We start from the raw sequence: 23,786 nt of genomic DNA, 5'->3' as shown, positions 1-23,786 counted from the left end.
GGACGGTCGTTGATGAAGAGCTGGCCCTGCCGCATCTGGATGCGGTCGCCGGGAAGCCCCACGACGCGCTTGACCCATGCCTGCGAACGATCGCCGGGCCAGCGAAACACCACGACGTCGCCTTGCTTCGGCGTCTCCGCGAAGACGCGGCCGCTCTCGGGAAGGTTGATCTGGATCGGCAGCGACGAGGTACCGTAGCCGTAGGGGAATTTCGAGGCGATCAAGGCGTCGCCGATCAACAGCGTCGGCTCCATCGAGCCCGACGGCACATAGAACGGCTCGGCCAGCGCGCCCTTGGCGATGAACACCGCCGCGACGATGCCGGCGAGCTGAACCAGCTGCCCGCCCCAACCGCTGCTCTTCCGCTTGGTGGTGACAGTTACTTTCTCAACGCTCATGCGCCCGTTCCACCCACCGTAATGCGCTCCATCAGCAGCGACGGCTGGCCGACGCCGACCGGCACGCCCTGGCCGTTCTTGCCGCAGGTGCCGATGCCGGTGTCGAGCGCGAGGTCGTTGCCGATCATGCGGATGCGATGCAGGTCGGTCGGACCGTTGCCGATCAGCATGGCACCCTTCAACGGCGCGCCGATCTTGCCGTTCTCGATCTTGTAGGCCTCGGTGCACTGGAACACGTATTTGCCCGAGGTGATGTCGACCTGTCCGCCGCCGAAATTCGCGGCAAAGACGCCGTTCTTCACCGAGGCGAGGATCTCTGCCGGATCGCGGTCGCCCGCGAGCATGTAGGTGTTGGTCATGCGCGGCATCGGCACATGAGCATAGCCCTGGCGGCGGCCGTTGCCGGTCGGCTTCATGTTCATCAGGCGCGCATTCTGGCGGTCCTGCATGTAGCCGACCAGGATGCCGTCCTCGATCAGCACGGTGCGGTTGGTCGGCGTGCCCTCGTCGTCGATCGAGAGCGAGCCGCGCCGTGAGGCGATGGTGCCGTCGTCGACCACGGTGACGCCCTTGGCCGCGACCTGCTGGCCCATCAGGCCGGCGAAGGCAGACGTCTTCTTGCGGTTGAAGTCGCCCTCCAGCCCATGGCCGACCGCTTCATGCAGCATCACGCCGGGCCAGCCGGCACCGAGCACGACGTCCATCTCGCCGGCCGGCGCAGGCACGGATTCCAGATTGACCAGCGCCTCGCGCAGCGCGCCGTCGGCGGCGTCGCGCCAGTTCTTGCTCTCGATGAATTCGGCATAGCCGGCGCGGCCGCCATAGCCCTTGCTGCCGCTCTCCTGCCGGTCGCCCTGTCCGGCGACGACGGAGACGTTGACGCGCACCAGGGGGCGGATATCGCGATAGCTCTCGCCGTCGGGCCGCAGGATCTCGACCACCTGCCAGGTCGCGCCCAGGCTGACGCTGACCTGCCGCACCCGCGGATCCTTGTCGCGCAGATAGGCGTCGATCTCGGCGAGCAGTTTTACTTTGGTCTCGAAGCCCGGGGCGTCGAGCGGGTTGTCGTCGGCATAGAGGCGCACATTGGTATGCGGGGGCGGTGCCGCGAAGCTGCCGGAATAGCCGCCGCGCACGGCGGCGACCGCGTCGGCGGCGCGAATCAGCGCCGGGATCGACACGTCGGAGGAATGCGCATACCCGACGGCATCGTCCTTGACCGCGCGCAAGCCAAAACCCTGCGAGGTGTCGTAGGTCGCCTGCTTCAGCCGACCGTTGTCGAACATCAGCGCTTCGGTCTGGCTGTACTCCAGGAACAATTCGCCGTCGTCGGCGCCGGCGAGCCCGCGCGCGACCTCGTGGCGGACCTGGTCGCGGTCGAGATTGGCGCGGTCGAGCAGGGAGGTCGTGGCAGGGTTTGTCATGCGTCCGTCCATTATCGGGGGATGTGAGGCAAGATAATGGTTTCGGACCGGTTCCGCGAGGGCGCGATGCCTCACATTACGGAAACAATAGGTTCGCCGCGGTCCAGCCGCCCCGCGCCCTACGGCAGCTTGTCGTAGCCCTCGCCCAAGCCGTTCAGGCTGAGCGGGAAGCCGATGCCTTCTTCCGGCGTCTCGAAGATGATGAAGGTGGCGGTCTTGGCGCTGCGGAGCTGGCCGAGCAGCTTGTCGTCCATGACGACCTCGGCGACGCAGCCATTGGGCAGGCAGCGGACGAAGCCGGCGCGGCCGACGTCCTGGTTGTCGAGCTTGAGGCCGAGGCCGGAGGGCAGGAGCACGCCGAGGGGGGCAACCACCCGCATCAGGCGGCTCTTCTGGTCGGCGGTCTTCAGCACGATCACGGTGAGGCCGGCATTGGAGCGGTCTTCCGCCACCACGCTCTGGATCAGGGCGCATTGCTCGGTCTGGGCGCCCGGAGGGGTGTCGCAGCGAATCTGCCAGTCGCCATGGACGGAGCGCACCGCGCCCTGCGCATGGGCAAGGCCCGGGACCGCCAGGAGGAGGGCCGCAGCCAGCAGGCCTGCCAGCACCGTGAGGCCGCTAACCTGCCTTCTAACCTGCCTTGCCATGCATCTCGAAAGCCCCATCGGGGTCGTCCCTCTGCTCGCCTGGATCGCTCGCGCTGGTGGACTGATACAAGAATGACGGCGTCTTGAAGGCGATTCCCAAGCAAATTCCACGCCGCCACGGCCGCCATCGCCGTCACGAATCAGGTTCCTGTGCGGCTATCCGCCAGTGCCTACCGCGGGCAATGCCACTGTCAAGCCGCAGCATCCCGGGAAACGGTATTTTTGTCTGATGTTACATGGAAATATCTTGCGGGTGACGGCAGGCAGACCGGCCCCAAGACTGCATTGCGATAGATCAAGAATTATGGTTTGAGAAGCTTGATTTGGGCGTTCTAGCGATCTGGCCGGAATACCTCTTAGAGGTATTCTTGAATGGCAGTTTGTCAGACGGGCGGATCGAATAAGCGTTTCCCGGAAATAGGGGAATGCACTTGGGGTGATTTCGTTAGGGGAGCGCGAACGGCATGAGGATGTCGATGGGTCGGGTGGGCCGGCATTTGCTGGGATTGGCCACCGTCGCCTTGGTAGCGGCTGGCATGACGCTGGCGACGGGCGGCGTGGCATTGGCCGAGCTTGGGCAACCGGCGCCGTGGGAGTGGACGCTTCAGCAATCCGGCTCCCCGGTGATGGACAACATCGTCTGGTTCCACAATTTCCTGTTCGTGCTGATTACCGTGATCACGCTGTTCGTCCTGGCGCTGCTCGTGGTCGTGGTCGTGAAGTTCAACGCGAAGGCCAATCCGGTGCCGTCGCGGACCACCCACAACACGCTGATCGAGGTGGCGTGGACGCTGGTTCCGGTGCTGATCCTGGTCGGCATCGCGGTGCCGTCGTTTCGGCTGCTGTTTCTCGAGCTCGACGTGCCGAAGGCGGACCTGACCATCAAGGCCACCGGCAAGCAGTGGTACTGGTCCTACGCCTATCCGGACAACGGCAAGTTCGAGTTCGACTCGCTGATGGCGCAGGACAAGCAGCCCCGGCTGCTCGGCGTCGACAACGAGATGGTGGTGCCCGTCAACAAGGTGGTTCGCGTCCAGGTCACCGGCGCCGACGTCATCCACGCCTTCGCGCTGCCGGCTTTCGGCGTCAAGATCGACGCCATTCCGGGGCGGCTGAACGAGACCTGGTTCAAGGCCACCAAGACCGGCATGTTCTACGGCCAGTGCTCGGAGCTCTGCGGCAAGGACCACGCCTTCATGCCGATCGCGATTCGCGTCGTGGAGGACAAGGAGTTCGCCTCCTGGGTTGAAACGGCGAAGAAGAAATATGCGAGCGGCGGCACCAGCACTTTCGCCTCCGCGGTCGGCCCGGCGCAGTAAGCGCCGGGTGACGGCTCAAGGGGACTGAAAGCGACATAAAGGGCGGGACCTCCAAAGGTCCAAATGGGACGCAAGGCAGGATTTGAAAATGGCAACGAGCGCAGCGGYACACGGCGATCACGCCCAAGACCACGGACATGACGAGCACGCCCATCCGACCGGATGGCGGCGCTACGTCTATTCGACCAACCACAAGGACATCGGCACGATGTACCTGATCTTCGCGGTCATCGCCGGCGTCATCGGTGCCGCGATGTCGGTCGCGATCCGTGCCGAGCTGATGTATCCGGGCGTGCAGATCTTCCACGAGACGCACACCTACAATGTGTTCGTGACCTCTCACGGCCTGATCATGATCTTCTTCATGGTCATGCCCGCGATGATCGGCGGCTTCGGCAACTGGTTCGTGCCGCTGATGATCGGCGCGCCGGACATGGCGTTCCCGCGCATGAACAACATCTCGTTCTGGCTGCTGCCGGCCTCCTTCGCGCTGCTCCTGATGTCGACCTTCGTCGAGGGTGAGCCGGGCGCCAACGGCGTCGGCGCCGGCTGGACCATGTACGTGCCGCTGTCGAGCTCCGGCCATCCGGGCCCGGCCGTCGACTTCGCGATCCTGTCGCTGCATCTGGCGGGCGCTTCGTCGATCCTCGGCGCCATCAACTTCATCACCACGATCTTCAACATGCGCGCGCCGGGCATGACCCTGCACAAGATGCCGCTGTTCGTGTGGTCGATCCTGGTGACGGTGTTCCTGCTGCTGCTGTCGCTGCCGGTGCTCGCCGGCGCGATCACCATGCTGCTCACCGACCGCAATTTCGGCACGACGTTCTTCGCGCCCGACGGCGGCGGCGATCCCGTGCTGTTCCAGCATCTGTTCTGGTTCTTCGGTCACCCCGAAGTGTACATCCTGATCCTGCCCGCCTTCGGCATGGTCAGCCAGATCGTCTCGACCTTCTCGCGCAAGCCCGTGTTCGGCTATCTCGGCATGGCCTACGCCATGGTCGCGATCGGCGGCATCGGCTTCGTGGTCTGGGCGCACCACATGTACACGGTCGGCATGTCGTCGGCGACGCAGGCCTATTTCGTCGCCGCCACGATGGTGATCGCGGTTCCGACCGGCGTGAAGATCTTCTCGTGGATCGCCACCATGTGGGGCGGCTCGATCGAGTTCCGCGCGCCGATGATCTGGGCGATCGGCTTCATCTTCCTGTTCACCGTCGGCGGCGTCACCGGCGTCGTGCTGGCGAACGCCGGCGTCGACCGCGTGCTTCAGGAGACCTACTACGTCGTCGCGCACTTCCACTATGTGCTGTCGCTCGGTGCGGTGTTCGGGATCTTCGCCGGCTGGTACTACTGGTTCCCGAAGATGTCGGGCTATATGTACAATGAAGGGCTGGCGAAGCTGCACTTCTGGGTCACCTTCATCGGCGTCAATCTGGTGTTCTTCCCGCAGCACTTCCTTGGGCTGTCGGGCATGCCGCGACGCTATGTCGACTATCCCGATGCATTTKCCGGCTGGAACCTGRTCTCSTCGSTCGGCTCCTACATCTCCGGCTTCGGCGTGCTGATCTTCCTCTACTGCGTGTTCGACGCCTTCRYGAAAAAGGTSCCSGCKGGCGMCAATCCGTGGGGTGCGGGCGCGACCACGCTGGAATGGACGCTGCCYTCGCCGCCGCCTTTCCACCAGTTCGAAGTGCTGCCGCGCGTGCAGTGAGCCAACTCCCGCGGCGTCCGTGACGGGCGCCGCGGCTCTACAACAAAGCGAGTCAAATTAAGTGTCCGTCCTCGACCACAACGCCGTCGATCTCAATCCCCGCATCTCCGAAGCGGAGGTTGGCGACTACATCGCGCTCCTGAAGCCGCGGGTGATGTCGCTGGTGATCTTCACCGCGCTGGTCGGAATGGCGATGGCGCCCGGGCATTTCCACCCGGTGCTGGCCATCACCTCGCTGCTCTGCATTGCCGTCGGTGCCGGCGCCTCCGGTGCGCTCAACATGGCGCTCGAAGGCGATATCGACGCAAAGATGTCGCGCACGGCGAACCGGCCGATTCCGCGTGGCCGCATCACCCGGCCCGAGGCGATGACCTTCGGCATGACGCTCGCCTTCTTCTCGGTGATGACGCTCGGCATCCTCGTCAACTGGATCGCCGGCGCGCTGCTCGCCTTCACCATCTTCTTCTACGTCGTGATCTACACGCTTCTGCTGAAGCGCTGGACCGCGCAGAACATCGTGATCGGCGGCGCCGCCGGCGCGCTGCCGCCGGTGGTGGCGTGGGCGTCGGTGACCGGCACGGTCGACGTCGAGCCGCTGCTGCTGTTCGCCATCATCTTCTTCTGGACCCCGCCGCACTTCTGGGCGCTCGCGCTGTTCCGCTCCGACGACTACGCCCGCGCCGGCATTCCGATGCTGCCCAACGTCGCCGGTCCCGACGCGACGCGCCTGCAGATCCTGCTCTACACCATCGTGCTGATCGCGGTGGCCGCAGCCCCCTGGGCGCTCGGCTATTTCGACGCCATCTACGGTATCGTGTCGCTGATCCTCGGCGCCGGCATGCTGGTGCTCGCCATCAACGTCTATATGCGCCGCGAGCGCAGCGAATCGCTGCGCGCAACCCGCAAGCTGTTTGCCTTCTCCATCCTTTATCTGTTCGCGCTGTTTGCGACCCTGCTGGCCGAGGTCGTGTTCCGGGCGCTTGCCCCGATGGTAGGGGGCGCATGATCGCGGGGATGGCCGACAAACCTGAGCCAGATGGAATCGTCCTCACCGAGGCTCAGAAGAGGAGCCGCCGTCAGCGCTCGATTGCGATCGCACTCGCGCTCGGCGTGCTCGTCCTGCTGTTCTTCGCCGTCACCATGGTCAAGGGACCGGCCGTGCTAGTTCGGCCGATGTAGGGAAGATGGATCGAGAGCCCACCATATCGCGAGATCAGGACCACAGGGGCCGTGTCAGGGGCCTTGGCCGCGACGTGCTGGTCGCCTCGATCTGCGGCGCCGTGGTCGCGCTGATGGTCGGCGCCTCCTACGCGGCGGTGCCGTTCTACAACTGGTTCTGCCGCGCCACCGGCTTCAACGGCACCACCCAGGTCGCGACCTCCGCGCCAGCGACCGGGCCGATCGCGCGAAAGATCTCGGTGCGCTTCGATTCCAACGTCGCGCCCGGCCTGCCCTGGAAGTTCGAGCCGGAGCAGAACGAGATCGAGGTCAATATCGGCCAGGTCACCACCGTCTTTTACACCGTGACCAACCAGGCCGCGCGCACCACCGCAGGGCAGGCCGCCTACAACGTCGCGCCGCTGACGGTCGGCTCCTATTTCCAGAAGATCAACTGCTTCTGCTTCACCGAGCAGACCATGGCGCCGGGCGAGAAGCGGGAGATGCCGGTGGTGTTCTACGTCGATCCGTCGATCGCCGACGATCACGAGAACGACGGGCTGAGCACCATCACGCTGTCCTACACGTTCTATCCGGTGCGCGATCCGGTGGTGAAGCCGCTCGCGGCCAGCGCGGATGACAAACGCAAGGGAAATCTCTGATCGCCGGGCTCACGCCGCGGGGGGTTGGAACAAGGGGATAAGTGCCGGACAGGCACGGGATTGAGGAGAGAGACGGCAATGGCTACGGCGCATACCAAGCATCACGACTATCACCTGGTCGATCCCTCTCCGTGGCCGGTGGTCGGCTCGATTTCGGCCTTCATCATGGCGGTCGGCGCGATCACCTGGATGCACCACATGATCTCGGCCGCGCCGATCATCTTCGGCGTCGGCACCGTCGGCGTGATCTACACCATGGCGAGCTGGTGGGCCGATGTGATCAGGGAAGCCCAGTACAAGGGCGACCACACCCGCGTGGTGCAGCTGCATCACCGCTACGGCATGATCCTGTTCATCGCCTCCGAGGTGATGTTCTTCGTCGCCTGGTTCTGGGCCTATTTCAACGCGGCGCTGTTCCCGGCCGACGCCGTCCACGCCACCCGCGATGCGGTGTTCGGCTGCGGCCTCGGCACCCAGGCCGGCGCGTGCAGCGTGCCGGGCACCTGGCCGCCGCACGGCATCGAGACCTTCGATCCCTGGCATCTGCCGCTCCTGAACACGCTGATCCTGCTCACCTCCGGCACCACGGTGACCTGGGCGCATCACGCGCTGCTCGAGGGCGACCGCAAGGGTCTGAAATACGGGCTGATCCTGACCGTGATCCTGGGCGCGCTCTTCACCTGCGTGCAGGCCTATGAGTACAGCCACGCGGCGTTCTCGTTCGCCGGCAACGTCTACGGTGCGACCTTCTTCATGGCGACCGGCTTCCATGGCTTCCATGTGCTGGTCGGCACCATCTTCCTGATCGTGTGCCTGGCGCGCGCCTATGCCGGCCACTTCACGCCGACGCAGCACCTCGGCTTCGAGTTCGCCGCCTGGTACTGGCACTTCGTCGACGTGGTGTGGCTGTTCCTGTTCCTCGCCATCTATGTCTGGGGACACGGCGCCGAGAGCATGGCCCACGGCGCGCACTGAGCAGCGACGATTCGATCGGCAGAGGGCGGCCGCAGGGCCGCCCTTTTTGCTGGCCGGCCATCAGAGGGTTTCGGCAGAAACTGTGCTAGACTCCGCCATCATGAACGAGACCGCCGGTACATCCGAGCCCGCAACGACCGTCCTGCAAAGCGCGCTGCGCGGGCTCGCCTGCAAATGCCCGCGCTGCGGCCAGGGCAAGCTCTATGCGGGCTTCCTGACGCTTGCTCCGGCCTGCGAGCATTGCGGGCTCGACTACGCCTTCATCGATTCCGGCGACGGGCCGGCGATCTTCATCATCATGCTGGCCGGCGCGATCGTGGTCGGCTGCGCGCTCGTGGTCGAGGTCAAGTACCAGCCGCCGTTCTGGCTGCATGCGGTGCTCTGGTTTCCGTTGATTCTCGCCACCACGCTGTTGCCGCTGCGGGCCATGAAGTCGCTGCTGATCGCGCTGCAATTCCACCACAAGGCGGCGCCGGGCCGGTTGGTCGACCGCGCGAAATGAACGAGACCGCGCGCAAGCCTCGCGTGGCCGGCTTCGCGCTGTTCACGCTGCTCCTGATCGCGGTCTTCGTCGCGCTCGGCGCCTGGCAATTGCAGCGACGCCTCGCCAAGCACGAATTGATCGCGGCCCTCACCGAGCGTCTTGCCGACGCGCCGGTCGTGCTGCCGCCGCCGGCGCAATGGGCCGCGCTGAATGCCGCGCACGACGAATTCCGCCGCGTCAGCTTCAGCGCGACGTATGCCCCGATGCCGGATGCGATGGTGTATTCCCCCGGCTCCGCGGTCCGCAAGGATGCCTCGGGCCCGGGCACCTGGGCGTTCCTGCCCGCGCGCCTTGCGAGCGGCGAGATGGTCGTGATCGATGCCGGATTCGTCGAGAACACGATGCAGGATCGCAGCGTCGAGGATCGCGCGGTGAAGAAGCTCGTCACCGGCGCACCGGTCGCGCTCACCGGCTATCTGCGCTTCCCCGAGGCGCCGGGCTGGCTGACGCCGGCCGAGAACCGCGACAAGCGGCTGTGGTTCGCGCGCGATCATCTGGCGATCGCCGGCGCGCTCGGCTGGGGCGCGGTCGCGCCGTTCTACATCGACCTGGAGCGGCCGGTGCCCGAGAACGGCATTCCCCGACCGGGGCCGCTCGACGTGCATCTGAAGGACGATCACCTGCAATACGCCATCACCTGGTTCACGCTCGCAGGCGCCGTGCTGGTCGCCTTCGGCGTCTGGGTGAGGGGACGGCGGCCGGGTTGAATTTGCCCGTAGGTTTCCGGAGGGAGCCCGGAATCGTCCGGGCTTTATTATTCAGCGCACATTCACGAGTGTGGTCCTGAGCCGCTTCGAATTTTTCCRCGGCAGACAGGGTTGCGGCGTGAGCGACTTCGATCAGATGGGAATTGTCGTCGACTGGGTGGATGCCTGCCGGAAGGGCGACCTTGCGACGCTGCTCGACCTCTATGCGGACGACGCGCAGGTCGAATGCACATGCAACGGCACGCGGAGCTATCGCGGACGACGCGAGCTCGAGACCTATTGGGGCCCGCGGCTCAGCACGTTCTCGTCGGCAGGGTTTGGCCTGGAGGAGATCAATCCCGAACCGCACGGCATCGATCTCGAATATTCCGTCGCAGGCTCACTGCGCATCCGCGCCTCGTTTCGCTTCAGCCCGGAGGGCAAGATCGACAGCACGCTGTGCGGGCCTGCGCGGCAGAGCTCGCACGATTGTGGCGCGTGCTAGCTAGCCCGATGCCGGCGCGTCTCGCGTCGGTCCGAGCGGCAGGCGGCAGCGTACATAGGTTCGTTGGTCCGCGCGCAGGAGTGACAACGATCCGCTGAGCGCGCGCACGCGTTCATGCATGCCGGTCAGGCCGCGGCCGAACACATTGTCGRCGGGAAAGCCGCCGCCGTCGTCGGAGATCTCGATGACGAGTGCGTCGCCGGCCATGGCTGCCTGCACCTCGACATTGCTCGCGCCGGCGTGGCGCAACACGTTGGTCAGCGCTTCCTGGATCACGCGATAGACGGTCTGTGCCAGCGGTCCGTCGACGCGGTTGAGAGCCGGATTGATCGCCGCCGTCAGGCCGACATGCGGCGCCTGCTTGCGAAAGTTCTGGAGCAGCGTCCCTATGCTGGTCTCCAACCCCAATTCCTCGATGTAGAGCGGCCGCAGCCGGTCGAGGATGCGGCGGTTGGTCTGTTGCAGCGCCTCGACCGATTGCAGCACCCCCTGCGCTGAATTGCCGGGATTTCCTGCCGCGGGAGAGGCCTCGACCAGGGCGATCGTGCCGGCGCGGATGCTGAACAGCAGCGGGCCGAGTTCATCGTGCAGCTCGCGGGCGAGATCGCGCCGCTCGTCGTCCTGGAGCGACACCAGGCGGTGCATCAGGTCGCGATTGTCCCGGCTCAATTGCGCGAGCGTTGCGGCCAGCGCATTGGCCTCCTCGCAGCTTTTCCGGATCTCCGGCGGTCCCCCGACCGGGATCGGCCTGGCATAATCGCCGCGCCGAAGCCGCGTCAGGCCGTCGGCGAGATCTTGCAGGGGACGCAGCGCCGAGCCGGCGACGACGTGGGCGATGGTCCCCGTGAGCACCGTCAGCACGGCGACGAGGCTGGTCAACGCGAGAAAGCCGATCCATTTCTCGAACAGGTCGGCCGACAGATCAGGCTGGAACACGATATCGCCGACACGCCTGCCCTCGATCACCACCGGCGACGCGGCGCCCATGTCCGGAATCGTGAGGAGGTTGATGAACCATTGTGGCACACCATGCAGGTTGCGCCGGCCGTCCCGCGAGGACGGCGCGGGACTTGCTTCCTCGGACAGGAACTGGATATCGGGGGAGGTATCCAGGGAACGGACGAAAGCCTCGAGCGTCTGCCGCGGATTGTCAGAGACACGCAGGGTGTTGTTGAGAGCGGCGGCCACGGTTCTGGTCGCGCGGCGGCCGGGTTCGTTCTCGTCGGCCAATTGTCCCGTTGCAAAGCCCTGGAGCAGCACGCCGCCCATGATCAGCGCAGCCATGAAACTCACGCCGAGCGGAAGAAACAGTTGCGTCCTGAACGAGAGTCGTTGCCACATTAGGTCAATTCTAACGCGCATCGGCGGGATTTTCTCTTTCCATTTGTTCCCGCCGGTCTATGAGTCGAAAAACAAGAGAGCGCGCGATGCAAGATACTGCCAAGCCGGCGACCAGGGTCCTGATCGTCGACGACCATCCCGTGGTGCTGTCCGGTTGCCGCACGCTGTTCGCGTCCGACCATTCGATCCGCATCGACGAGGCGACCGACGCCAAATCCGGGCATCGCGCCTATATCAGCAAGCGGCCCGACGTCACCGTGATCGACATCAGCCTGCCTGACGTCTCCGGCTTCGAGCTGATGCGGCGGATCCGCAAGGACGATCCCGACGCCAAGATCATCATGTTCAGCATGAACGACGATCCGGCCTTCGTGGTGCGGGCGGTCGAGCTGGGGGCGCAGGGCTACGTCTCCAAGGGCGACGATCCCAGGATCCTGCTGAAAGCGGTGCGCAAGGTGGTCGCGGGCGACAATTTCATCTCGCCGCAGCTCGCGGAGGCCGTGACGTTTTCGGGCGCCGCGATCAAGGCCAATCCGGCCTCGCAGATGACACCGCGGGAGCTCGAGATTCTCCGCCTGCTCGGACGCGGCGACAAGATCGTCGAGGTCGCCGAGGCGCTCGGCATCTCCTACAAGACGGTCGCCAACACGACGTCCCTGCTCAAGCAGAAGCTCGGCGCCAAGAACCATTCCGACCTGATCCGGATCGCCGTGGAAATCGGGATGAATTGACCCGTCAGCGACCGAACCGGCTGCTCCAGGATGCAGCCGGTTCGGCCGGCGGACCGGTGCCGCCATGCGGCCGGGCAATGTGTGGCCGACAGCGGACGCCTTCCGCCGACACAATGGAGCCGAGCGGCGTTCGTTCCTGGCCCGCTGCGACAAATCAGGAAAGAACGGCAATGTCCTGCAATGATCTGCATGCGGCAGCCATTTGCGGCCATGACGCCTCGGGAAAAATAGGAACATTTGCGCGGCGTCCACCGTTTTGGCTCTTGACGGCACGATGACAGGCGACGAAAGCTTGCGCGAGCTATTCAACGGGTAGGCGACCCGGCACGAGGCAAACCGGTCTGCACACATCAACGACAGACCTTCCAAGAGAAGGGCTGCGGCATCGCCGCAGCCCTTTTTCGTCGGATGAGCCTGGACGGGGAAGCGGTTTCCCGATGCCGCAAAACACTCTATGGTGCCGCAAAGCCCCTGGCTACGAACCCAGGAGCATCGTTAAATCAAAGGCTTACGGCCTGATCTCAGGCGCGGCCGGCCTTTGGAGGGCAGTTTGACTCGTTATATCTCGACCCGGGGCGAGGCCCCCGAACTCGGCTTCTGCGACGTGATGCTGACCGGGCTTGCCCGCGACGGCGGCCTGTATGTGCCGGCGACCTGGCCGCAGCTTTCGGCCGAGACGATCGCCGGCTTCTTCGGCCGCCCCTATTGGGAGGTTGCCGTCGACATCATCCGGCCCTTCGCCGGCGGTGAGATCTCCGACGCCGACCTCGGCCGCATGGCGAACGAGGCCTATGCCACCTTCCGCCATCCGGCCGTGGTGCCGCTGCGCCAGATGTCGCCGCACCAGTTCGTGCTGGAGCTGTTCCACGGTCCGACTCTCGCCTTCAAGGACGTCGCGATGCAGCTGATCTCGCGGCTGATGGACCATGTGCTCGCCAAGCGCGGCCAGCGCACCACCATCGTGGTCGCGACCTCCGGCGACACCGGCGGCGCCGCGGTCGAGGCATTCGCGGGTCTGGAGAATGTCGACCTCATCGTGCTGTTTCCGCACGGCCGCATCTCCGAGGTGCAGCGGCGGATGATGACGACGGCGGGCGCGGCCAATGTCCACGCGCTCGCCATCGAAGGCAATTTCGACGACTGCCAGGCGCTCGTGAAGGGGATGTTCAACAACCATCGCTTCCGCGATGCGACGGCGCTCTCCGGCGTCAACTCCATCAACTGGGCGCGCATCGTCGCGCAAGTGGTCTACTATTTCACGTCAGCGGTTGCCGCCGGCGCGCCCGCGCGCGCGGTGGATTTCATCGTGCCGACCGGCAATTTCGGCGACATCTTTGCCGGCTACGTCGCCAAGCGCATGGGCCTGCCGGTACGCACCCTGCGCATCGCCGCCAACGTCAACGACATCCTCGCCCGCACGCTCAAGACCGGGATCTACGAGGTGCGCGAGGTGCACGCGACGGCGTCGCCCTCGATGGATATCCAGATCTCCTCGAATTTCGAGCGGCTGTTGTTCGAGGCCGGCCGGCGTGATGCGGCCGGCGTGCGCCGTCTGATGGACTCGCTGAAGCAGTCCGGGCGCTTCGTGCTGCCGGACGCGATGCTGGCGGCGATCCGCGAGGAATTCGACGCCGGGCGTGCCGACGAAACCGAGACCGCGGCCGCGATTCGCGCCGCCTGGCGCGAGGCCGGCGAGCTCGTCGATCCCCACACCGCGGTGGCGCTCGCGGTCGCCGATCGCGACACCACCGATACGACCGTGCCCAACATCGTGCTCTCGACCGCCCATCCGGCCAAATTCCCGGACGCGGTGGAGGCGGCCTGCGGCCAGCGGCCGCAACTGCCGGCCTGGCTCGACGGTCTGATGACCAAATCCGAACACATGAAGGTGATGAAGAACGATCAGGCCGAGGTCGAGCGGTTCGCGCTGTCGGTCAGCCGTGCCGCAAAACAGGGAGTTGCCGGATGAGCGTCGAGATCTCCAAGCTTGCCTCCGGCCTGACCGTCGTCACCGACCAGATGCCTCACGTCGAGACCGCTGCGCTCGGCGTCTGGGCCGGCGTCGGCGGCCGTGACGAGAAGCCGAACGAGCACGGCATCTCGCATCTGCTCGAGCACATGGCGTTCAAGGGAACGACGCGGCGCTCCTCGCGCGAGATCGTCGAGGAGATCGAGGCGGTCGGCGGCGACCTCAATGCCGGCACCTCGACCGAGACGACGTCCTATTATGCGCGGGTGCTGAAGGCCGACGTGCCGCTCGCACTCGACGTGCTCGCCGACATCCTGACCAATCCCGCCTTCGAGCCCGACGAGCTGGAGCGCGAGAAGAACGTCATCGTGCAGGAGATCGGTGCTGCGCAGGACACGCCCGACGACGTCGTGTTCGAGCATCTCAACGAGCTCTGCTATCCCGACCAGCCGATGGGCCGCTCGCTGCTCGGCACCGCGAAGACGCTGCGCGGCTTCAGCCGCGACATGCTGCGCGGCTATCTGTCGACGCATTATCGCGGACCCGACATGGTGGTGGCGGCCGCAGGTGCGGTCGATCACAAGCAGGTCGTCGCCGAGGTCGAGAAGCGCTTTGCGAGCTTCGAGGCGACGCCGGGCCCGAAGCCGCAGGCCGCGCAGTTCGGCCAGGGCGGCACCAAGGTGGTGCATCGCGAGCTCGAGCAGGCACATCTGACGCTGGCGCTGGAAGGCGTGCCGCAGACCGATCTGTCGCTGTTTTCGCTCCAGGTCTTCACCAACATCCTCGGCGGCGGGATGTCGTCGCGGCTGTTCCAGGAGGTGCGCGAGAAGCGCGGCCTCTGCTATTCGATCTACAGCTTCCACGCGCCCTATACCGATACCGGCTTCTTCGGCCTCTACACCGGCACCGATCCCGCCGACGCCCCCGAGATGATGGAAGTCGTCATCGACATCATGAATGATTCGGTGGAGACGCTGACCGAGGCCGAGATCGCGCGCGCCAAGGCGCAGATGAAGGCCGGTCTCCTGATGGCCCTGGAGAGCTGCTCGTCGCGCGCCGAGCAGCTTGCCCGGCACGTGCTGGCCTATGGGCGACCCCAGACGGTGGAGGAGCTGGTGGCCCGGATCGACGCCGTCAGCGTCGAATCGACCCGGGATGCCGCGCGTGCACTGCTTTCGCGGAGCCGCCCTGCAGTTGTCGCATTAGGCAGTGGCAGGGGTCTGGACACGGCGGTGTCTTTTGCGGAAGGATTGACCCGGGCGCGTGCCAAGGCGCGGCTGCACTAGGAGCCGCACACGGGCTGCGCCCCGCTTCGGGAAGCATCACCATGGCCCTCTTTCGCCTGCCTTCCAGTGGACCCGCCGCCCTCGCGCCGCGCGGTAACGGGTTGTTGCTGCGCGCGCCGCAGATGTCGGACTTCCTGCAATGGGCCAATCTGCGCGAGACCAGCCGCGACTACCTCACGCCCTGGGAGCCGATCTGGCCGTCGGACGATCTCACCCGCTCCGGCTTCCGCCGCCGCCTGCGCCGCTACTCCGAGGACATCGCCGCGGACCGCTCCTATCCCTTCCTGGTCTTCCGGGAGCTCGACGGCGCCATGGTCGGCGGCATCACGCTGGCCAATGTCCGGCGCGGCATCGTGCAGGCCGGCACCATCGGCTACTGGATCGGGCAGCCCCATGCCCATCGCGGCTACATGACCGCCGCCCTGCGGGTGCTGCTGCCGACGCTGTTCGGCGAGCTCAATTTGCACCGGGTCGAGGCCGCCTGCATCCCGACCAATGCGCCCTCGATCCGGGTGCTGGAGAAGTGCGGCTTCTCCCGCGAGGGGCTGGCGCGCCGCTATCTCTGCATCAACGGGGTCTGGCAGGACCACCTGCTGTTCGGCCTGCTGCATGAGGATTTCCGCGGCTGAGCGGACCCCTCCGGGAGCCCTTCTAGTTCCTGCCTTCTCGTTCCTGCCATTCTAGTTCCTGCCTTGGGTTCGCCGATTTTGGCGATATAACGCGGAACCAGCCGGCGATTGTGCCGGGACGTTGTTCACGGAGTACAGGTGTTCATGAAGGAGCTTCGATCATTGCGGAATGCGCTGCGGCGAGGTCCGGTGATCGCACTGGCGCTGTCGGTCTCGTGTGCGACGGTCTCGCCGGTCGCCGCGCAGTCACTGACCGACCGCTTCAAGAACCTGTTCGGCGGCAAGTCCGACGAGCCGGCCCAGAGCAAGCCGGCGCCTGCGCCCGGCCAGCCGGCGGCCGACGACGACGTCGATTGCCCCCAGGTCACGGTGCGCGCCGGGGCGTCCACCTTCGCGGTCGGCGCCAACGGCAAGCAGGCGGTCGGAAATGATGTCCGCTTCCAGGCCACGATCACCAAGATGGCGCGCGAGTGCGTCCGTAACGGAAGCGAGATCACGGCCCGAATCGGCATTCAGGGCCGCGTCATTGCAGGCCCCGCCGGCGCGCCGACCTCCGTCGACGTTCCGCTGCGCGTCGCCGTGGTGCAGGGCGGCGTCGGCGAGAAGGTGATCGCCTCGAAGGCCTACCGGACCACGGTCGAGATGTCCGAGGGCGGCAGCGTGCCCTTCACCTTCGTCGCCGAGGATCTGGTCTACCCGATGCCCTCGGCCGCGGTCGCCGATACCTACATCTTCTATGTCGGTTTCGACCCGCAGGCGCTGTCGCCGGAGCCGAAGGCGCGGGCGAAGAAGAAGTAGGGGCGGAAAGAAAGCCGTCATGCCCCGCCACCGGGTCTCGCCTTCGGCGAGCCCGATGACAGGCTCCGGCGGGGCATCCAGTACGCCGTGGCCTATCGATTCATCACAACCGTCTCGGAGTACTGGATCACCCGCCTTCTTCGCGGGTGATGACGTCGTGTTTGTAGGGACAGCACTCGACAAACAAAAAAGCCGGCGCTCATCGCGCCGGCTTTTTGATTGGTGAGGCGTTCGTCCTCAGTTCAGCTTCTGCCGGACCTCGGTGATGCCCTTGGCGAGCAGGTCGTCGGCGACCTGGCCCTTGACCGACTGCGACAGGATGGTGGAGGCGGCCTGGACGGCGGCTTCCGCGGCTGCGGCACGGACGTCGGCGACGGCCTGGGCCTCGGCGAGCGCGATCTTGCCCTCCGCGGTCTTGGTGCGGCGGGCGACGAAATCTTCCATCTTCGCCTTGGCCTCGGTCGCGATGCGCTCGGCTTCGGACCTTGCGTTGGCGATGATGTCGGCGGCCTCGCGTTCGGCCGTGGCGCTGCGCGCCTTGTAGTCGGCGAGCACCTTGGCCGCCTCCTGCTTGAGACGCGTCGCGTCGTCGAGCTCGGCCTTGATGCGGGCGGCGCGATGATCGAGCGTCGTCAGCACGGTCTTGTGGATGCCGAGATAGGCGAACACGACCATCAGGATCACGAACGCGACGGCGACCCAAAATTCAGGTTCGAAGAACATATCGACTAACCCTTCAAGGACGCGTCAACGGCCGCATTGACCGACGCCGCGTCCGGAACGACGCCCGTGAGCTGCTGCACGATCTGGCCTGCCGCATCGGCCGCGATGCCGCGGACGTTGCTCATGGCGGCCGTCCGCGTCGCGGCGATGGTCTTTTCCGCCCCCGCGAGCTTGGTCGCCAACTGCTCTTCCAGCGTCTTGCGTTCGGCTTCCGCCTGCGCATTCAGCTTGTCGCGGGTCTCGTTGCCGATCGCCTGCGCCCGCGTGCGCGCCGCAGCGAGCTCGCCTTCATAGGCCTTCAGCGCCGCGTCGGACTGGTCCTTCAGCTTCTGCGCTTCGGCGAGGTCGCCCTCGATCTTGTTCTGACGCGCCTCGATCGCACCGCCGATGCGCGGCAGGGCGAGTTTGGACACGATCACGTAAAGCACGACGAAGAAGATCGCGAGCGACACCAGTTGCGAAGCAAAGGTGCTGCTCTCGAACGGCGGAAAGCCGCCACCGTGGTGACCACCGTCAGCCTCGGTGTGGGCGCCCGCCGCCGGACCTTTTGCGCCGCCATGACTTTCAGCCATGGAGTACTCCTGTTGCTGTCATGCGCGCCGCTTCGGTTGAAGCGGCGCGAAACACGTCCTCAGAGCGGAACGAACAGCAGCAGCAGCGCGATCAGCAGCGAGAAGATGCCGAGCGCTTCGGTCACGGCGAAGCCGAAGATCAGGTTGCCGAACTGGCCCTGAGCGGCCGAGGGGTTGCGAACGGCTGCGGCGAGGTAGTTGCCGAAGATCACGCCGACGCCGACGCCCGCACCGCCCATGCCGATGCACGCGATGCCCGCGCCGATAAGTTTTGCTGCTGCCGGATCCATTTTTGACTCCTTGGAAGAAAGATTGGGTTGTGGGTGGAAATTCCCCGGACCGCTCAGTGTCCCGGATGAATGGCGTCGTTGAGGTAGATGCAGGTCAGGATCGCGAACACATAGGCCTGAAGGAACGCGACCAGGAGCTCGAGCGAGGTCAGCGCGACCGTGAGTGCCAGCGGCAGCACGCCGCCGATCCAGCCAATGGCGCCGAGCGAGAAGCCCAGCATGGCGACGAAACCCGCGAACACCTTCAGCGCGATGTGTCCGGCCAGCATGTTGGCGAACAGACGGACGCTGTGCGAGACCGGCCGCAGGAAGAACGACAGGATCTCGATGAACATGACCAGCGGCAGGATGTAGATGGGGACGCCGTGGGGAACGAAGATCTTGAAGAATTTCAGGCCGTTCTTGTAGAGGCCGTAGATCAGGACGGTAAAGAAGACCAGGAGCGCGAGCGCCGCAGTGACGATCAGATGGCTCGAGATCGTGAAGGTGTAGGGGATGATGCCGACCAGATTCGAGACGCAGATGAACATGAACAGCGAGAAGATCAGCGGGAAGAACTTCATGCCTTCCGCGCCGGCGGTCGAACGGATGGTCGAAGCCACGAACTCGTAGGAGATTTCGGCGACCGACTGCAGGCGTCCGGGAACCAGCTGCGTGCCGCTGGCGAGCATCAGGATCGAAATCACCGCCACCGCCACCAGCATGTAGAGCGATGAATTGGTGAAGGCGATCGTCTGATTGCCGATATGGCCGATCGTGAAGAGAGGCTCGATGTTGAACTGGTGGATCGGGTCGATTTTCATCAGCGCGGCATCTCTTGGTCTGCCGGACGAGCCGGCTGGTCTCGGTCTGCCGGCCGGGCCGGCCCGTACCGGCGAGGCCGGTACGAAGAATTCCTCCAGCCGGGGCGGCTACGAACCACTGCGCTTGTTCTGACCCGCGCCCGCCGTTCTCACCACGTTCACCACGCCGGCCACGAAGCCCAGCAGCAGGAACACGATAAACCCGAAAGGCGACGTCGACAGCAAGCGGTCGAAACCCCAGCCAATCCCCGCTCCGACGACGACCCCGGCGACCAACTCGGAGGATAACCGGAAACCAAGCGCCATCGCCGAGGCTCTGGCCGCTCTGTCTTCACCGTCACCTGCGGGTTGCTCGGTCTTGATCCGTCGGTCGCGAAGTTCGGACAAACGTTGATCAAGATTTCCGAGCCGTTCGGAAAGCGCAGCTTCCTCGGACGATTTATCGCGATCCCCATTCTCGCCGTGCCCCGTGCCCTGTGTCATGCAACGAAGACCCGAAACGCCGCGGCTGAATGGAAATTACGCCCGCCACCCTCAAAAGCCGCGCGGACCATACTGACCGCTCATAATCAAGTCAAGCCAAGTCACGATCGCGTCGTGTTCTATTATGCTGTTGATTTAATTGACGATATCGCCGCGCGCGCAAGCGCTGCACACAGCGTGACGCCGCACCGCAGCAGCTCTCCTCATGATCCGCCGAGGCGGCCGACATTTCGCCGTGCTGCCGGGATCAAAGCGAGTGCCGCGATCGTTGATTTCCCGGGCGCGTTTTTGGCGGCGGATTGGCCCGCCCGGGTGTAGAATTGCAACAAAGCCGCAGATGCGTCGTGGCGGAGAGTGCGATGAGACCAGCGACGTTATTCACGACATCATGGCTTGCGGTGGCCCCGCTTGCCGCGGTGATGGTCATCAGCGGCGGCCTCGTTGCCGCGCAATCCGCGCCTGACAGCGACAACGGCCGCTACTCCATGACGCCCATTCCCGAGGGCGTGCTGCGGCTTGATACCCGCACCGGCACGATGTCGACCTGTACCAAGAACGGCGCCGGCTGGGCCTGCTACGCGGTGCCCGACGAGCGCGCCGCATTCGATGCCGAGATCGGCAGGCTCCAGGCCGAGGTGGAGAAGTTGAAGGGCCAGCTCGCGGCCGGACCGACCGTATCGGGCAAGGTCGACGAGGCACTGCCGAAATCGGATTCATTGAAGAAGCCTGAGCCGAAGGTTGCGGACGGCGACCGTAAGATCGAGATTCCGCTGCCGAGCGACCAGGACGTCGACCGCGTGATGTCGTTCCTGGAAAAGGCCTGGCGGCGGCTGATCGACATGGCCAACCGCGTCCAGAAGGACGTGTCGGGAAAGATCTGAGAGGGGGCCTCTCGTGTCGTCCTGGCGAAAGTCAGGACCCGTACGCCGCGGCCCCCTGTTTTTCTCGGTGCGCGTCGCCACCTTTCGCCCTCACGCGCATTTGGGATAATGGGTCCTGGCTTTCGCCAGGACGACACATCGAGAGCTTTGATGACGTCCGGCAGATCGCTGTCACGCTCGGCACCATCGACGGTGCAGGCCACCACCGTTACATCGTCACTGCTCACCGTGCAGACGCCGGGGCGTGGCTTCACCGATCTCACCGCTGAAGTCGCGAAATTCGTCGATGAGGCCCGCGCGCGCGACGGCGCCTTGACGCTGTTCATCCGCCATACCTCGGCCTCGCTGAYGATCCAGGAGAACGCCGATCCCTCGGTGCTCGTCGATCTCACCACCGCGCTGGCGCGGCTCGCACCTGAAAATGCCGGCTGGATTCATGACACCGAGGGGCCGGACGACATGCCGGCGCATATCAAGACGATGCTGACGCAGACCTCGCTGCACGTGCCCGTGCTGAACGGCACGCTCGCGCTCGGCACCTGGCAGGGGATCTATCTGATCGAGCACCGCGCCCGTCCGCACCGGCGCGAGGTCGTGCTTCAGTTCATCGGCGGCAATCAATAGAGCGTTTTCGAGCGAAGTGGATACCGGTTCGCGTAAAGAAAACGCGTCAAAACAAGAATCGAGAGCTTCGGTTCTGTTTCCAATCAGAACCGAAGCTCTCGCCGCAAAAAACAAAACCGGCCGCGGAGAGCCGCGGCCGGTTGGTGTTGGTCGATCCCTGCGTTCGATCAGGTCGCCTTGATGTCGACGTCCTTGGTCTCGGGCAGGAAGAAGAAGCCGATCACGACGGTAATCGACGCGAAGATGACCGGATACCAGAGACCCGCATAGATATCGCCGGTCGAGGCCACGATCGCGAAGGCGGTCGCGGGCAGCAGGCCGCCGAACCAGCCGTTGCCGATGTGGTAGGGCAGCGACATCGAGGTGTAGCGGATGCGGGTCGGGAACAATTCGACCAGCATCGCGGCGATCGGGCCGTACACCATGGTGACGAAGATCACCAGGATGAACAGCAGTCCGATGGTCGCGGCCACCTGCGGACGGAAGATGTCGAACGGATGCGCCATCTTCACGATGCCAGCGTCGCCGGTCTTCGGATAGCCGGCGGCCTGCACGGCGGCGAGCACCGCCGGATTGCTGTCCTTGGCGTTGGCGTAGGCAACTTCCTTGCCGTTGACCATCACCTTCACGCCGGAGCCGGCCGCACCCGATGCCGTCGAGTACTTGACCGACGACTGGGCGAGGAAGGCGCGTGCGGTGTCGCAAGGCGCGGTGAAGACGCGGGTACCGACCGGGTTGAACAAATCGCCGCAACCCGCGGGATCGGCCACCACCTCGACCTTGGCCTGTTCGATGGCCTTTTCCAGCGCCGGGTTGGCGTTGGAGGTGATCATCTTGAAGATCGGGAAGAAGGTCAGTGCCGCGATCAGGCAGCCGCCGAGGATGATCGGCTTGCGGCCGATCTTGTCGGAGAGCACGCCGAACACGATGAAGAAGCCAGTGCCGAGCAGCAGCGACCAGGCGATCAGGAGGTTGGCGGTGTAGCCGTCGACCTTCAGGATCGATTGCAGGAAGAACAGCGCGTAGAACTGGCCGGTGTACCAGACCACGCCCTGGCCCATCACGCCGCCGARCAGCGCCAGCAGCACGAGCTTGCCGTTCTGCCAGTTGCCGAAGGCTTCGGTCAGCGGCGCCTTCGAGCTCTTCCCCTCGTCCTTCATCTTCTGGAAGATCGGCGATTCGTTAAGGCGGAGCCGGATCCAGACCGAGATGCCGAGCAGCAGCACCGAGACCAGGAACGGGATGCGCCAGCCCCAGGCCGCGAAGTCGGCTTCGCCGATCGCCGAGCGGGTGAACAGGATCACCAGCAGCGACAGGAACAGGCCCAGCGTTGCCGTGGTCTGGATGAAGGAGGTGTAGTAGCCGCGCTTGCCGTTCGGCGCGTGCTCGGCGACGTAGGTCGCCGCACCGCCATACTCGCCGCCGAGCGCGAGGCCCTGGGCGAGACGCAGCGCGATCAGGATGATCGGGGCCGCGATGCCGATCGTCGCGGCGTTGGGCAGCAGGCCGACGATGAAGGTCGAAAGACCCATGATCAGAATGGTGACGAGGAAGGTGTATTTGCGGCCGACGATGTCGCCGATGCGGCCGAACACGATCGCGCCGAACGGGCGCACCAGGAAGCCCGCGGCGAACGCCAGCAGCGCGAAGATGTCGCGGGTTGCCGGCGGATAGGCCGAGAAGAACTGCGCGCCGATGATGCTGGCCAGCGAGCCGTAGAGGTAAAAATCGTACCACTCGAAGACGGTACCGAGCGAGGAGGCGAGAATGACGAACCGTTCGTCCTTCGTCATCCCTCCCGCGCCTGCTTGAGACACAGCCATTGTCGACATATTGAGTCGCTCCCCGAAATGCGTTTCCTCGCGCCCCGGACGTCCGGATATGCCGGATCGACCCAGGTCTTGCCCGCAAGGTAACATCGGCGTGAAACCCGCCCCAATACGACTTTCGGCCTTGCGCACTGACGCGCACCTGACGGTGCGGTATCCGGCGCCAGGGTGCGGTCGCGGAGGCCTCCGGATTAACCCCTTTGCAGCAAAGGGATAATGTGCACTTGCATGCCACGGCCGCTCGGGGAAGAATTGGCTACCGCGGCCCGGACTCGCCGGCCTGGCGCGAACGACAGCAAGAGAACGATGAACGCTCCTTCGACCCATCTCGTCATTGCCGATGACCATCCGCTGTTCCGCGACGCGCTTCGGCAAGCGGTGGCGGGCGTCCTGACCTCGGCAAAGATCGATGAGGCCGGCTCGTTCGAGGATCTGACCAAGCTCTTGGAACAGACGTCCGACGTTGACCTGGTCCTGCTCGACCTTTCGATGCCCGGCATCTCCGGCTTTTCCGGCCTGATCTATCTGCGCGCGCAATACCCGGCGATCCCGGTGGTGATCGTCTCGGCCTCCGACGACAGCGCCACGATCCGGCGCTCGCTCGATTTCGGCGCCTCCGGCTTCATTCCGAAGCGCTTCGGCGTCGAGACGTTGCGCGATGCCATCCTCAAGGTCATGGAGGGGGATGTCTGGGTTCCCGCCGACACCGATCTGTCGGCCGCCGCCGACCCCGACATGACGCGTCTGCGCGACCGCCTGGTGACGCTGACCCCGCAGCAGGTGCGGGTCCTGATG

At 65.1% G+C, this 23,786-nt stretch carries 28 protein-coding genes; 18 read left to right on the top strand and 10 right to left on the bottom strand.

The window, feature by feature from the left end; translation table 11 throughout:
* The 3 genes from lepB to ACXJL8_RS08145 all read right to left on the bottom strand — a co-directional run.
* A partial coding sequence (gene lepB, locus ACXJL8_RS08155; protein WP_456684843.1) for a signal peptidase I occupies window positions 1-398 on the bottom strand: 398 nt, incomplete at its 3' end.
* Window positions 395-1,822, bottom strand: coding sequence for a metalloprotease TldD (gene tldD / locus ACXJL8_RS08150; RefSeq protein ID WP_456622550.1), 1,428 nt, complete (start codon window positions 1,820-1,822; stop codon window positions 395-397). The genes lepB and tldD, both read right to left, overlap by 4 nt.
* Before the next feature lie 119 nt (window positions 1,823-1,941).
* Complete coding sequence (locus ACXJL8_RS08145) at window positions 1,942-2,487, bottom strand: invasion associated locus B family protein (protein ID WP_456622549.1); 546 nt, start codon at window positions 2,485-2,487, stop codon at window positions 1,942-1,944.
* Window positions 2,488-2,933: 446 nt separating this feature from the next.
* On the opposite strand from ACXJL8_RS08145, the gene coxB reads away from it, so the two are divergent.
* The 9 genes from coxB to ACXJL8_RS08100 all read left to right on the top strand — a co-directional run bounded on the left by coxB (window position 2,934) and on the right by ACXJL8_RS08100 (window position 10,032).
* Window positions 2,934-3,788: a cytochrome c oxidase subunit II gene (coxB, locus tag ACXJL8_RS08140; RefSeq protein ID WP_456622548.1), complete on the top strand. Its 855-nt coding sequence runs from the start codon at window positions 2,934-2,936 to the stop codon at window positions 3,786-3,788.
* Between the two features lie 88 nt (window positions 3,789-3,876).
* Window positions 3,877-5,502 carry a cytochrome c oxidase subunit I gene (ctaD, locus tag ACXJL8_RS08135; protein ID WP_456684842.1) on the top strand — a complete coding sequence of 542 codons (1,626 nt, stop codon included), beginning with the start codon at window positions 3,877-3,879 and terminating at the stop codon, window positions 5,500-5,502.
* Window positions 5,503-5,563: 61 nt separating this feature from the next.
* Window positions 5,564-6,508, top strand: a complete 945-nt coding sequence (locus ACXJL8_RS08130) for a heme o synthase (RefSeq protein ID WP_456622546.1) — start codon at window positions 5,564-5,566, stop codon at window positions 6,506-6,508.
* A complete protein-coding gene (locus ACXJL8_RS08125) occupies window positions 6,505-6,681 on the top strand; it encodes a CoxF protein (RefSeq protein WP_456622545.1) in 177 nt (58 codons plus the stop codon). The genes ACXJL8_RS08130 and ACXJL8_RS08125 overlap by 4 nt, the downstream gene beginning before the upstream one ends.
* Window positions 6,682-6,686: 5 nt before the next feature.
* Complete coding sequence (locus ACXJL8_RS08120; RefSeq protein ID WP_456622544.1) at window positions 6,687-7,322, top strand: cytochrome c oxidase assembly protein; 636 nt, start codon at window positions 6,687-6,689, stop codon at window positions 7,320-7,322.
* Window positions 7,323-7,400: 78 nt separating this feature from the next.
* Window positions 7,401-8,297, top strand: coding sequence for a cytochrome c oxidase subunit 3 (locus tag ACXJL8_RS08115; RefSeq protein WP_456622543.1), 897 nt, complete (start codon window positions 7,401-7,403; stop codon window positions 8,295-8,297).
* 100 nt (window positions 8,298-8,397) lie between these two features.
* A complete protein-coding gene (locus tag ACXJL8_RS08110) occupies window positions 8,398-8,799 on the top strand; it encodes a DUF983 domain-containing protein (protein WP_456622542.1) in 402 nt (133 codons plus the stop codon).
* Window positions 8,796-9,548 (top strand): SURF1 family protein, encoded by a 753-nt coding sequence (locus ACXJL8_RS08105; RefSeq protein ID WP_456622541.1) that lies wholly within the window; start codon window positions 8,796-8,798, stop codon window positions 9,546-9,548. Before ACXJL8_RS08110 ends, ACXJL8_RS08105 begins: the two co-directional genes overlap by 4 nt.
* A 118-nt stretch (window positions 9,549-9,666) precedes the next feature.
* Window positions 9,667-10,032, top strand: a complete 366-nt coding sequence (locus ACXJL8_RS08100) for a nuclear transport factor 2 family protein (protein WP_456622540.1) — start codon at window positions 9,667-9,669, stop codon at window positions 10,030-10,032.
* Here the strand turns inward: ACXJL8_RS08100 and ACXJL8_RS08095 are convergent, their stop codons facing one another.
* Entirely contained in the window at window positions 10,033-11,373 is a 1,341-nt protein-coding gene (locus tag ACXJL8_RS08095) for an ATP-binding protein (protein WP_456684841.1), read from the bottom strand.
* Window positions 11,374-11,459: 86 nt separating this feature from the next.
* On the opposite strand from ACXJL8_RS08095, the gene ACXJL8_RS08090 reads away from it, so the two are divergent.
* The 5 genes from ACXJL8_RS08090 to ACXJL8_RS08070 all read left to right on the top strand — a co-directional run bounded on the left by ACXJL8_RS08090 (window position 11,460) and on the right by ACXJL8_RS08070 (window position 16,786).
* Complete coding sequence (locus ACXJL8_RS08090) at window positions 11,460-12,104, top strand: response regulator transcription factor (RefSeq protein ID WP_008139927.1); 645 nt, start codon at window positions 11,460-11,462, stop codon at window positions 12,102-12,104.
* A 550-nt stretch (window positions 12,105-12,654) separates the two neighbouring features.
* Window positions 12,655-14,073, top strand: a complete 1,419-nt coding sequence (gene thrC, locus ACXJL8_RS08085; RefSeq protein WP_456622538.1) for a threonine synthase — start codon at window positions 12,655-12,657, stop codon at window positions 14,071-14,073.
* A complete protein-coding gene (locus ACXJL8_RS08080; protein ID WP_456622537.1) occupies window positions 14,070-15,359 on the top strand; it encodes a M16 family metallopeptidase in 1,290 nt (429 codons plus the stop codon). Before thrC ends, ACXJL8_RS08080 begins: the two co-directional genes overlap by 4 nt.
* A 41-nt stretch (window positions 15,360-15,400) precedes the next feature.
* Entirely contained in the window at window positions 15,401-15,988 is a 588-nt protein-coding gene (locus ACXJL8_RS08075) for a GNAT family N-acetyltransferase (protein WP_456622536.1), read from the top strand.
* Between the two features lie 144 nt (window positions 15,989-16,132).
* The gene (locus ACXJL8_RS08070; protein ID WP_456622535.1) at window positions 16,133-16,786 is read left to right on the top strand and encodes a hypothetical protein; all 654 of its coding nucleotides are present in this window, start codon (window positions 16,133-16,135) and stop codon (window positions 16,784-16,786) included.
* 237 nt (window positions 16,787-17,023) lie between these two features.
* Here the strand turns inward: ACXJL8_RS08070 and ACXJL8_RS08065 are convergent, their stop codons facing one another.
* The 5 genes from ACXJL8_RS08065 to ACXJL8_RS08045 all read right to left on the bottom strand — a co-directional run bounded on the left by ACXJL8_RS08065 (window position 17,024) and on the right by ACXJL8_RS08045 (window position 19,657).
* On the bottom strand, window positions 17,024-17,509 hold the full coding sequence (locus ACXJL8_RS08065) for a F0F1 ATP synthase subunit B family protein (protein ID WP_456622534.1): 486 nt from the start codon (window positions 17,507-17,509) through the stop codon (window positions 17,024-17,026).
* A gap of 5 nt (window positions 17,510-17,514) precedes the next feature.
* Window positions 17,515-18,081: a F0F1 ATP synthase subunit B gene (locus tag ACXJL8_RS08060; protein WP_456622533.1), complete on the bottom strand. Its 567-nt coding sequence runs from the start codon at window positions 18,079-18,081 to the stop codon at window positions 17,515-17,517.
* A 59-nt stretch (window positions 18,082-18,140) separates the two neighbouring features.
* On the bottom strand, window positions 18,141-18,371 hold the full coding sequence (locus tag ACXJL8_RS08055; RefSeq protein ID WP_007599451.1) for a F0F1 ATP synthase subunit C: 231 nt from the start codon (window positions 18,369-18,371) through the stop codon (window positions 18,141-18,143).
* Window positions 18,372-18,424: 53 nt separating this feature from the next.
* Window positions 18,425-19,174, bottom strand: coding sequence for a F0F1 ATP synthase subunit A (locus ACXJL8_RS08050; protein ID WP_456622532.1), 750 nt, complete (start codon window positions 19,172-19,174; stop codon window positions 18,425-18,427).
* 108 nt (window positions 19,175-19,282) lie between these two features.
* On the bottom strand, window positions 19,283-19,657 hold the full coding sequence (locus ACXJL8_RS08045) for an AtpZ/AtpI family protein (RefSeq protein ID WP_456622531.1): 375 nt from the start codon (window positions 19,655-19,657) through the stop codon (window positions 19,283-19,285).
* On the opposite strand from ACXJL8_RS08045, the gene ACXJL8_RS08040 reads away from it, so the two are divergent.
* The 3 genes from ACXJL8_RS08040 (at window position 19,565) to ACXJL8_RS08030 (ending at window position 21,162) form a co-directional block, all read left to right on the top strand.
* Window positions 19,565-19,975, top strand: a complete 411-nt coding sequence (locus ACXJL8_RS08040; protein ID WP_456622570.1) for a hypothetical protein — start codon at window positions 19,565-19,567, stop codon at window positions 19,973-19,975. The two genes, ACXJL8_RS08045 and ACXJL8_RS08040, sit on opposite strands and share 93 nt — an antisense overlap.
* Window positions 19,976-20,016: 41 nt before the next feature.
* Entirely contained in the window at window positions 20,017-20,538 is a 522-nt protein-coding gene (locus ACXJL8_RS08035; RefSeq protein ID WP_456622530.1) for a hypothetical protein, read from the top strand.
* 150 nt (window positions 20,539-20,688) lie between these two features.
* The gene (locus tag ACXJL8_RS08030) at window positions 20,689-21,162 is read left to right on the top strand and encodes a secondary thiamine-phosphate synthase enzyme YjbQ (protein WP_456684840.1); all 474 of its coding nucleotides are present in this window, start codon (window positions 20,689-20,691) and stop codon (window positions 21,160-21,162) included.
* Between the two features lie 167 nt (window positions 21,163-21,329).
* Here ACXJL8_RS08030 and ACXJL8_RS08025 read toward each other — a convergent pair whose 3' ends face one another.
* On the bottom strand, window positions 21,330-22,955 hold the full coding sequence (locus ACXJL8_RS08025; protein WP_456684839.1) for an MFS transporter: 1,626 nt from the start codon (window positions 22,953-22,955) through the stop codon (window positions 21,330-21,332).
* Between the two features lie 342 nt (window positions 22,956-23,297).
* On the opposite strand from ACXJL8_RS08025, the gene ACXJL8_RS08020 reads away from it, so the two are divergent.
* Window positions 23,298-23,786, top strand: a 489-nt coding sequence (locus tag ACXJL8_RS08020) for a response regulator (protein WP_456684838.1), incomplete at its 3' end; no start/stop codon positions are given.

This window comes from Bradyrhizobium sp. P5_C11_2 (assembly GCF_054049755.1).
This window is presented reverse-complemented; position numbering and strand designations above follow the sequence as displayed.

Excerpts from the sequence above, each read along its gene's own strand:
- tldD (WP_456622550.1), bottom strand. The coding sequence starts at position 1,822 with ATGACAAACCCTGCCACGACCTCCCTGCTCGACCGCGCCAATCTCGAC.
- ACXJL8_RS08145 (WP_456622549.1), bottom strand. The coding sequence starts at position 2,487 with ATGGGGCTTTCGAGATGCATGGCAAGGCAGGTTAGAAGGCAGGTTAGC.
- coxB (WP_456622548.1), top strand. The coding sequence starts at position 2,934 with ATGAGGATGTCGATGGGTCGGGTGGGCCGGCATTTGCTGGGATTGGCC.
- ACXJL8_RS08125 (WP_456622545.1), top strand. The coding sequence starts at position 6,505 with ATGATCGCGGGGATGGCCGACAAACCTGAGCCAGATGGAATCGTCCTC.
- ACXJL8_RS08120 (WP_456622544.1), top strand. The coding sequence starts at position 6,687 with ATGGATCGAGAGCCCACCATATCGCGAGATCAGGACCACAGGGGCCGT.
- ACXJL8_RS08115 (WP_456622543.1), top strand. The coding sequence starts at position 7,401 with ATGGCTACGGCGCATACCAAGCATCACGACTATCACCTGGTCGATCCC.
- ACXJL8_RS08110 (WP_456622542.1), top strand. The coding sequence starts at position 8,398 with ATGAACGAGACCGCCGGTACATCCGAGCCCGCAACGACCGTCCTGCAA.
- ACXJL8_RS08105 (WP_456622541.1), top strand. The coding sequence starts at position 8,796 with ATGAACGAGACCGCGCGCAAGCCTCGCGTGGCCGGCTTCGCGCTGTTC.
- ACXJL8_RS08090 (WP_008139927.1), top strand. The coding sequence starts at position 11,460 with ATGCAAGATACTGCCAAGCCGGCGACCAGGGTCCTGATCGTCGACGAC.
- ACXJL8_RS08080 (WP_456622537.1), top strand. The coding sequence starts at position 14,070 with ATGAGCGTCGAGATCTCCAAGCTTGCCTCCGGCCTGACCGTCGTCACC.
- ACXJL8_RS08075 (WP_456622536.1), top strand. The coding sequence starts at position 15,401 with ATGGCCCTCTTTCGCCTGCCTTCCAGTGGACCCGCCGCCCTCGCGCCG.
- ACXJL8_RS08070 (WP_456622535.1), top strand. The coding sequence starts at position 16,133 with ATGAAGGAGCTTCGATCATTGCGGAATGCGCTGCGGCGAGGTCCGGTG.
- ACXJL8_RS08065 (WP_456622534.1), bottom strand. The coding sequence starts at position 17,509 with ATGTTCTTCGAACCTGAATTTTGGGTCGCCGTCGCGTTCGTGATCCTG.
- ACXJL8_RS08060 (WP_456622533.1), bottom strand. The coding sequence starts at position 18,081 with ATGGCTGAAAGTCATGGCGGCGCAAAAGGTCCGGCGGCGGGCGCCCAC.
- ACXJL8_RS08055 (WP_007599451.1), bottom strand. The coding sequence starts at position 18,371 with ATGGATCCGGCAGCAGCAAAACTTATCGGCGCGGGCATCGCGTGCATC.
- ACXJL8_RS08050 (WP_456622532.1), bottom strand. The coding sequence starts at position 19,174 with ATGAAAATCGACCCGATCCACCAGTTCAACATCGAGCCTCTCTTCACG.
- ACXJL8_RS08045 (WP_456622531.1), bottom strand. The coding sequence starts at position 19,657 with ATGACACAGGGCACGGGGCACGGCGAGAATGGGGATCGCGATAAATCG.
- ACXJL8_RS08035 (WP_456622530.1), top strand. The coding sequence starts at position 20,017 with ATGAGACCAGCGACGTTATTCACGACATCATGGCTTGCGGTGGCCCCG.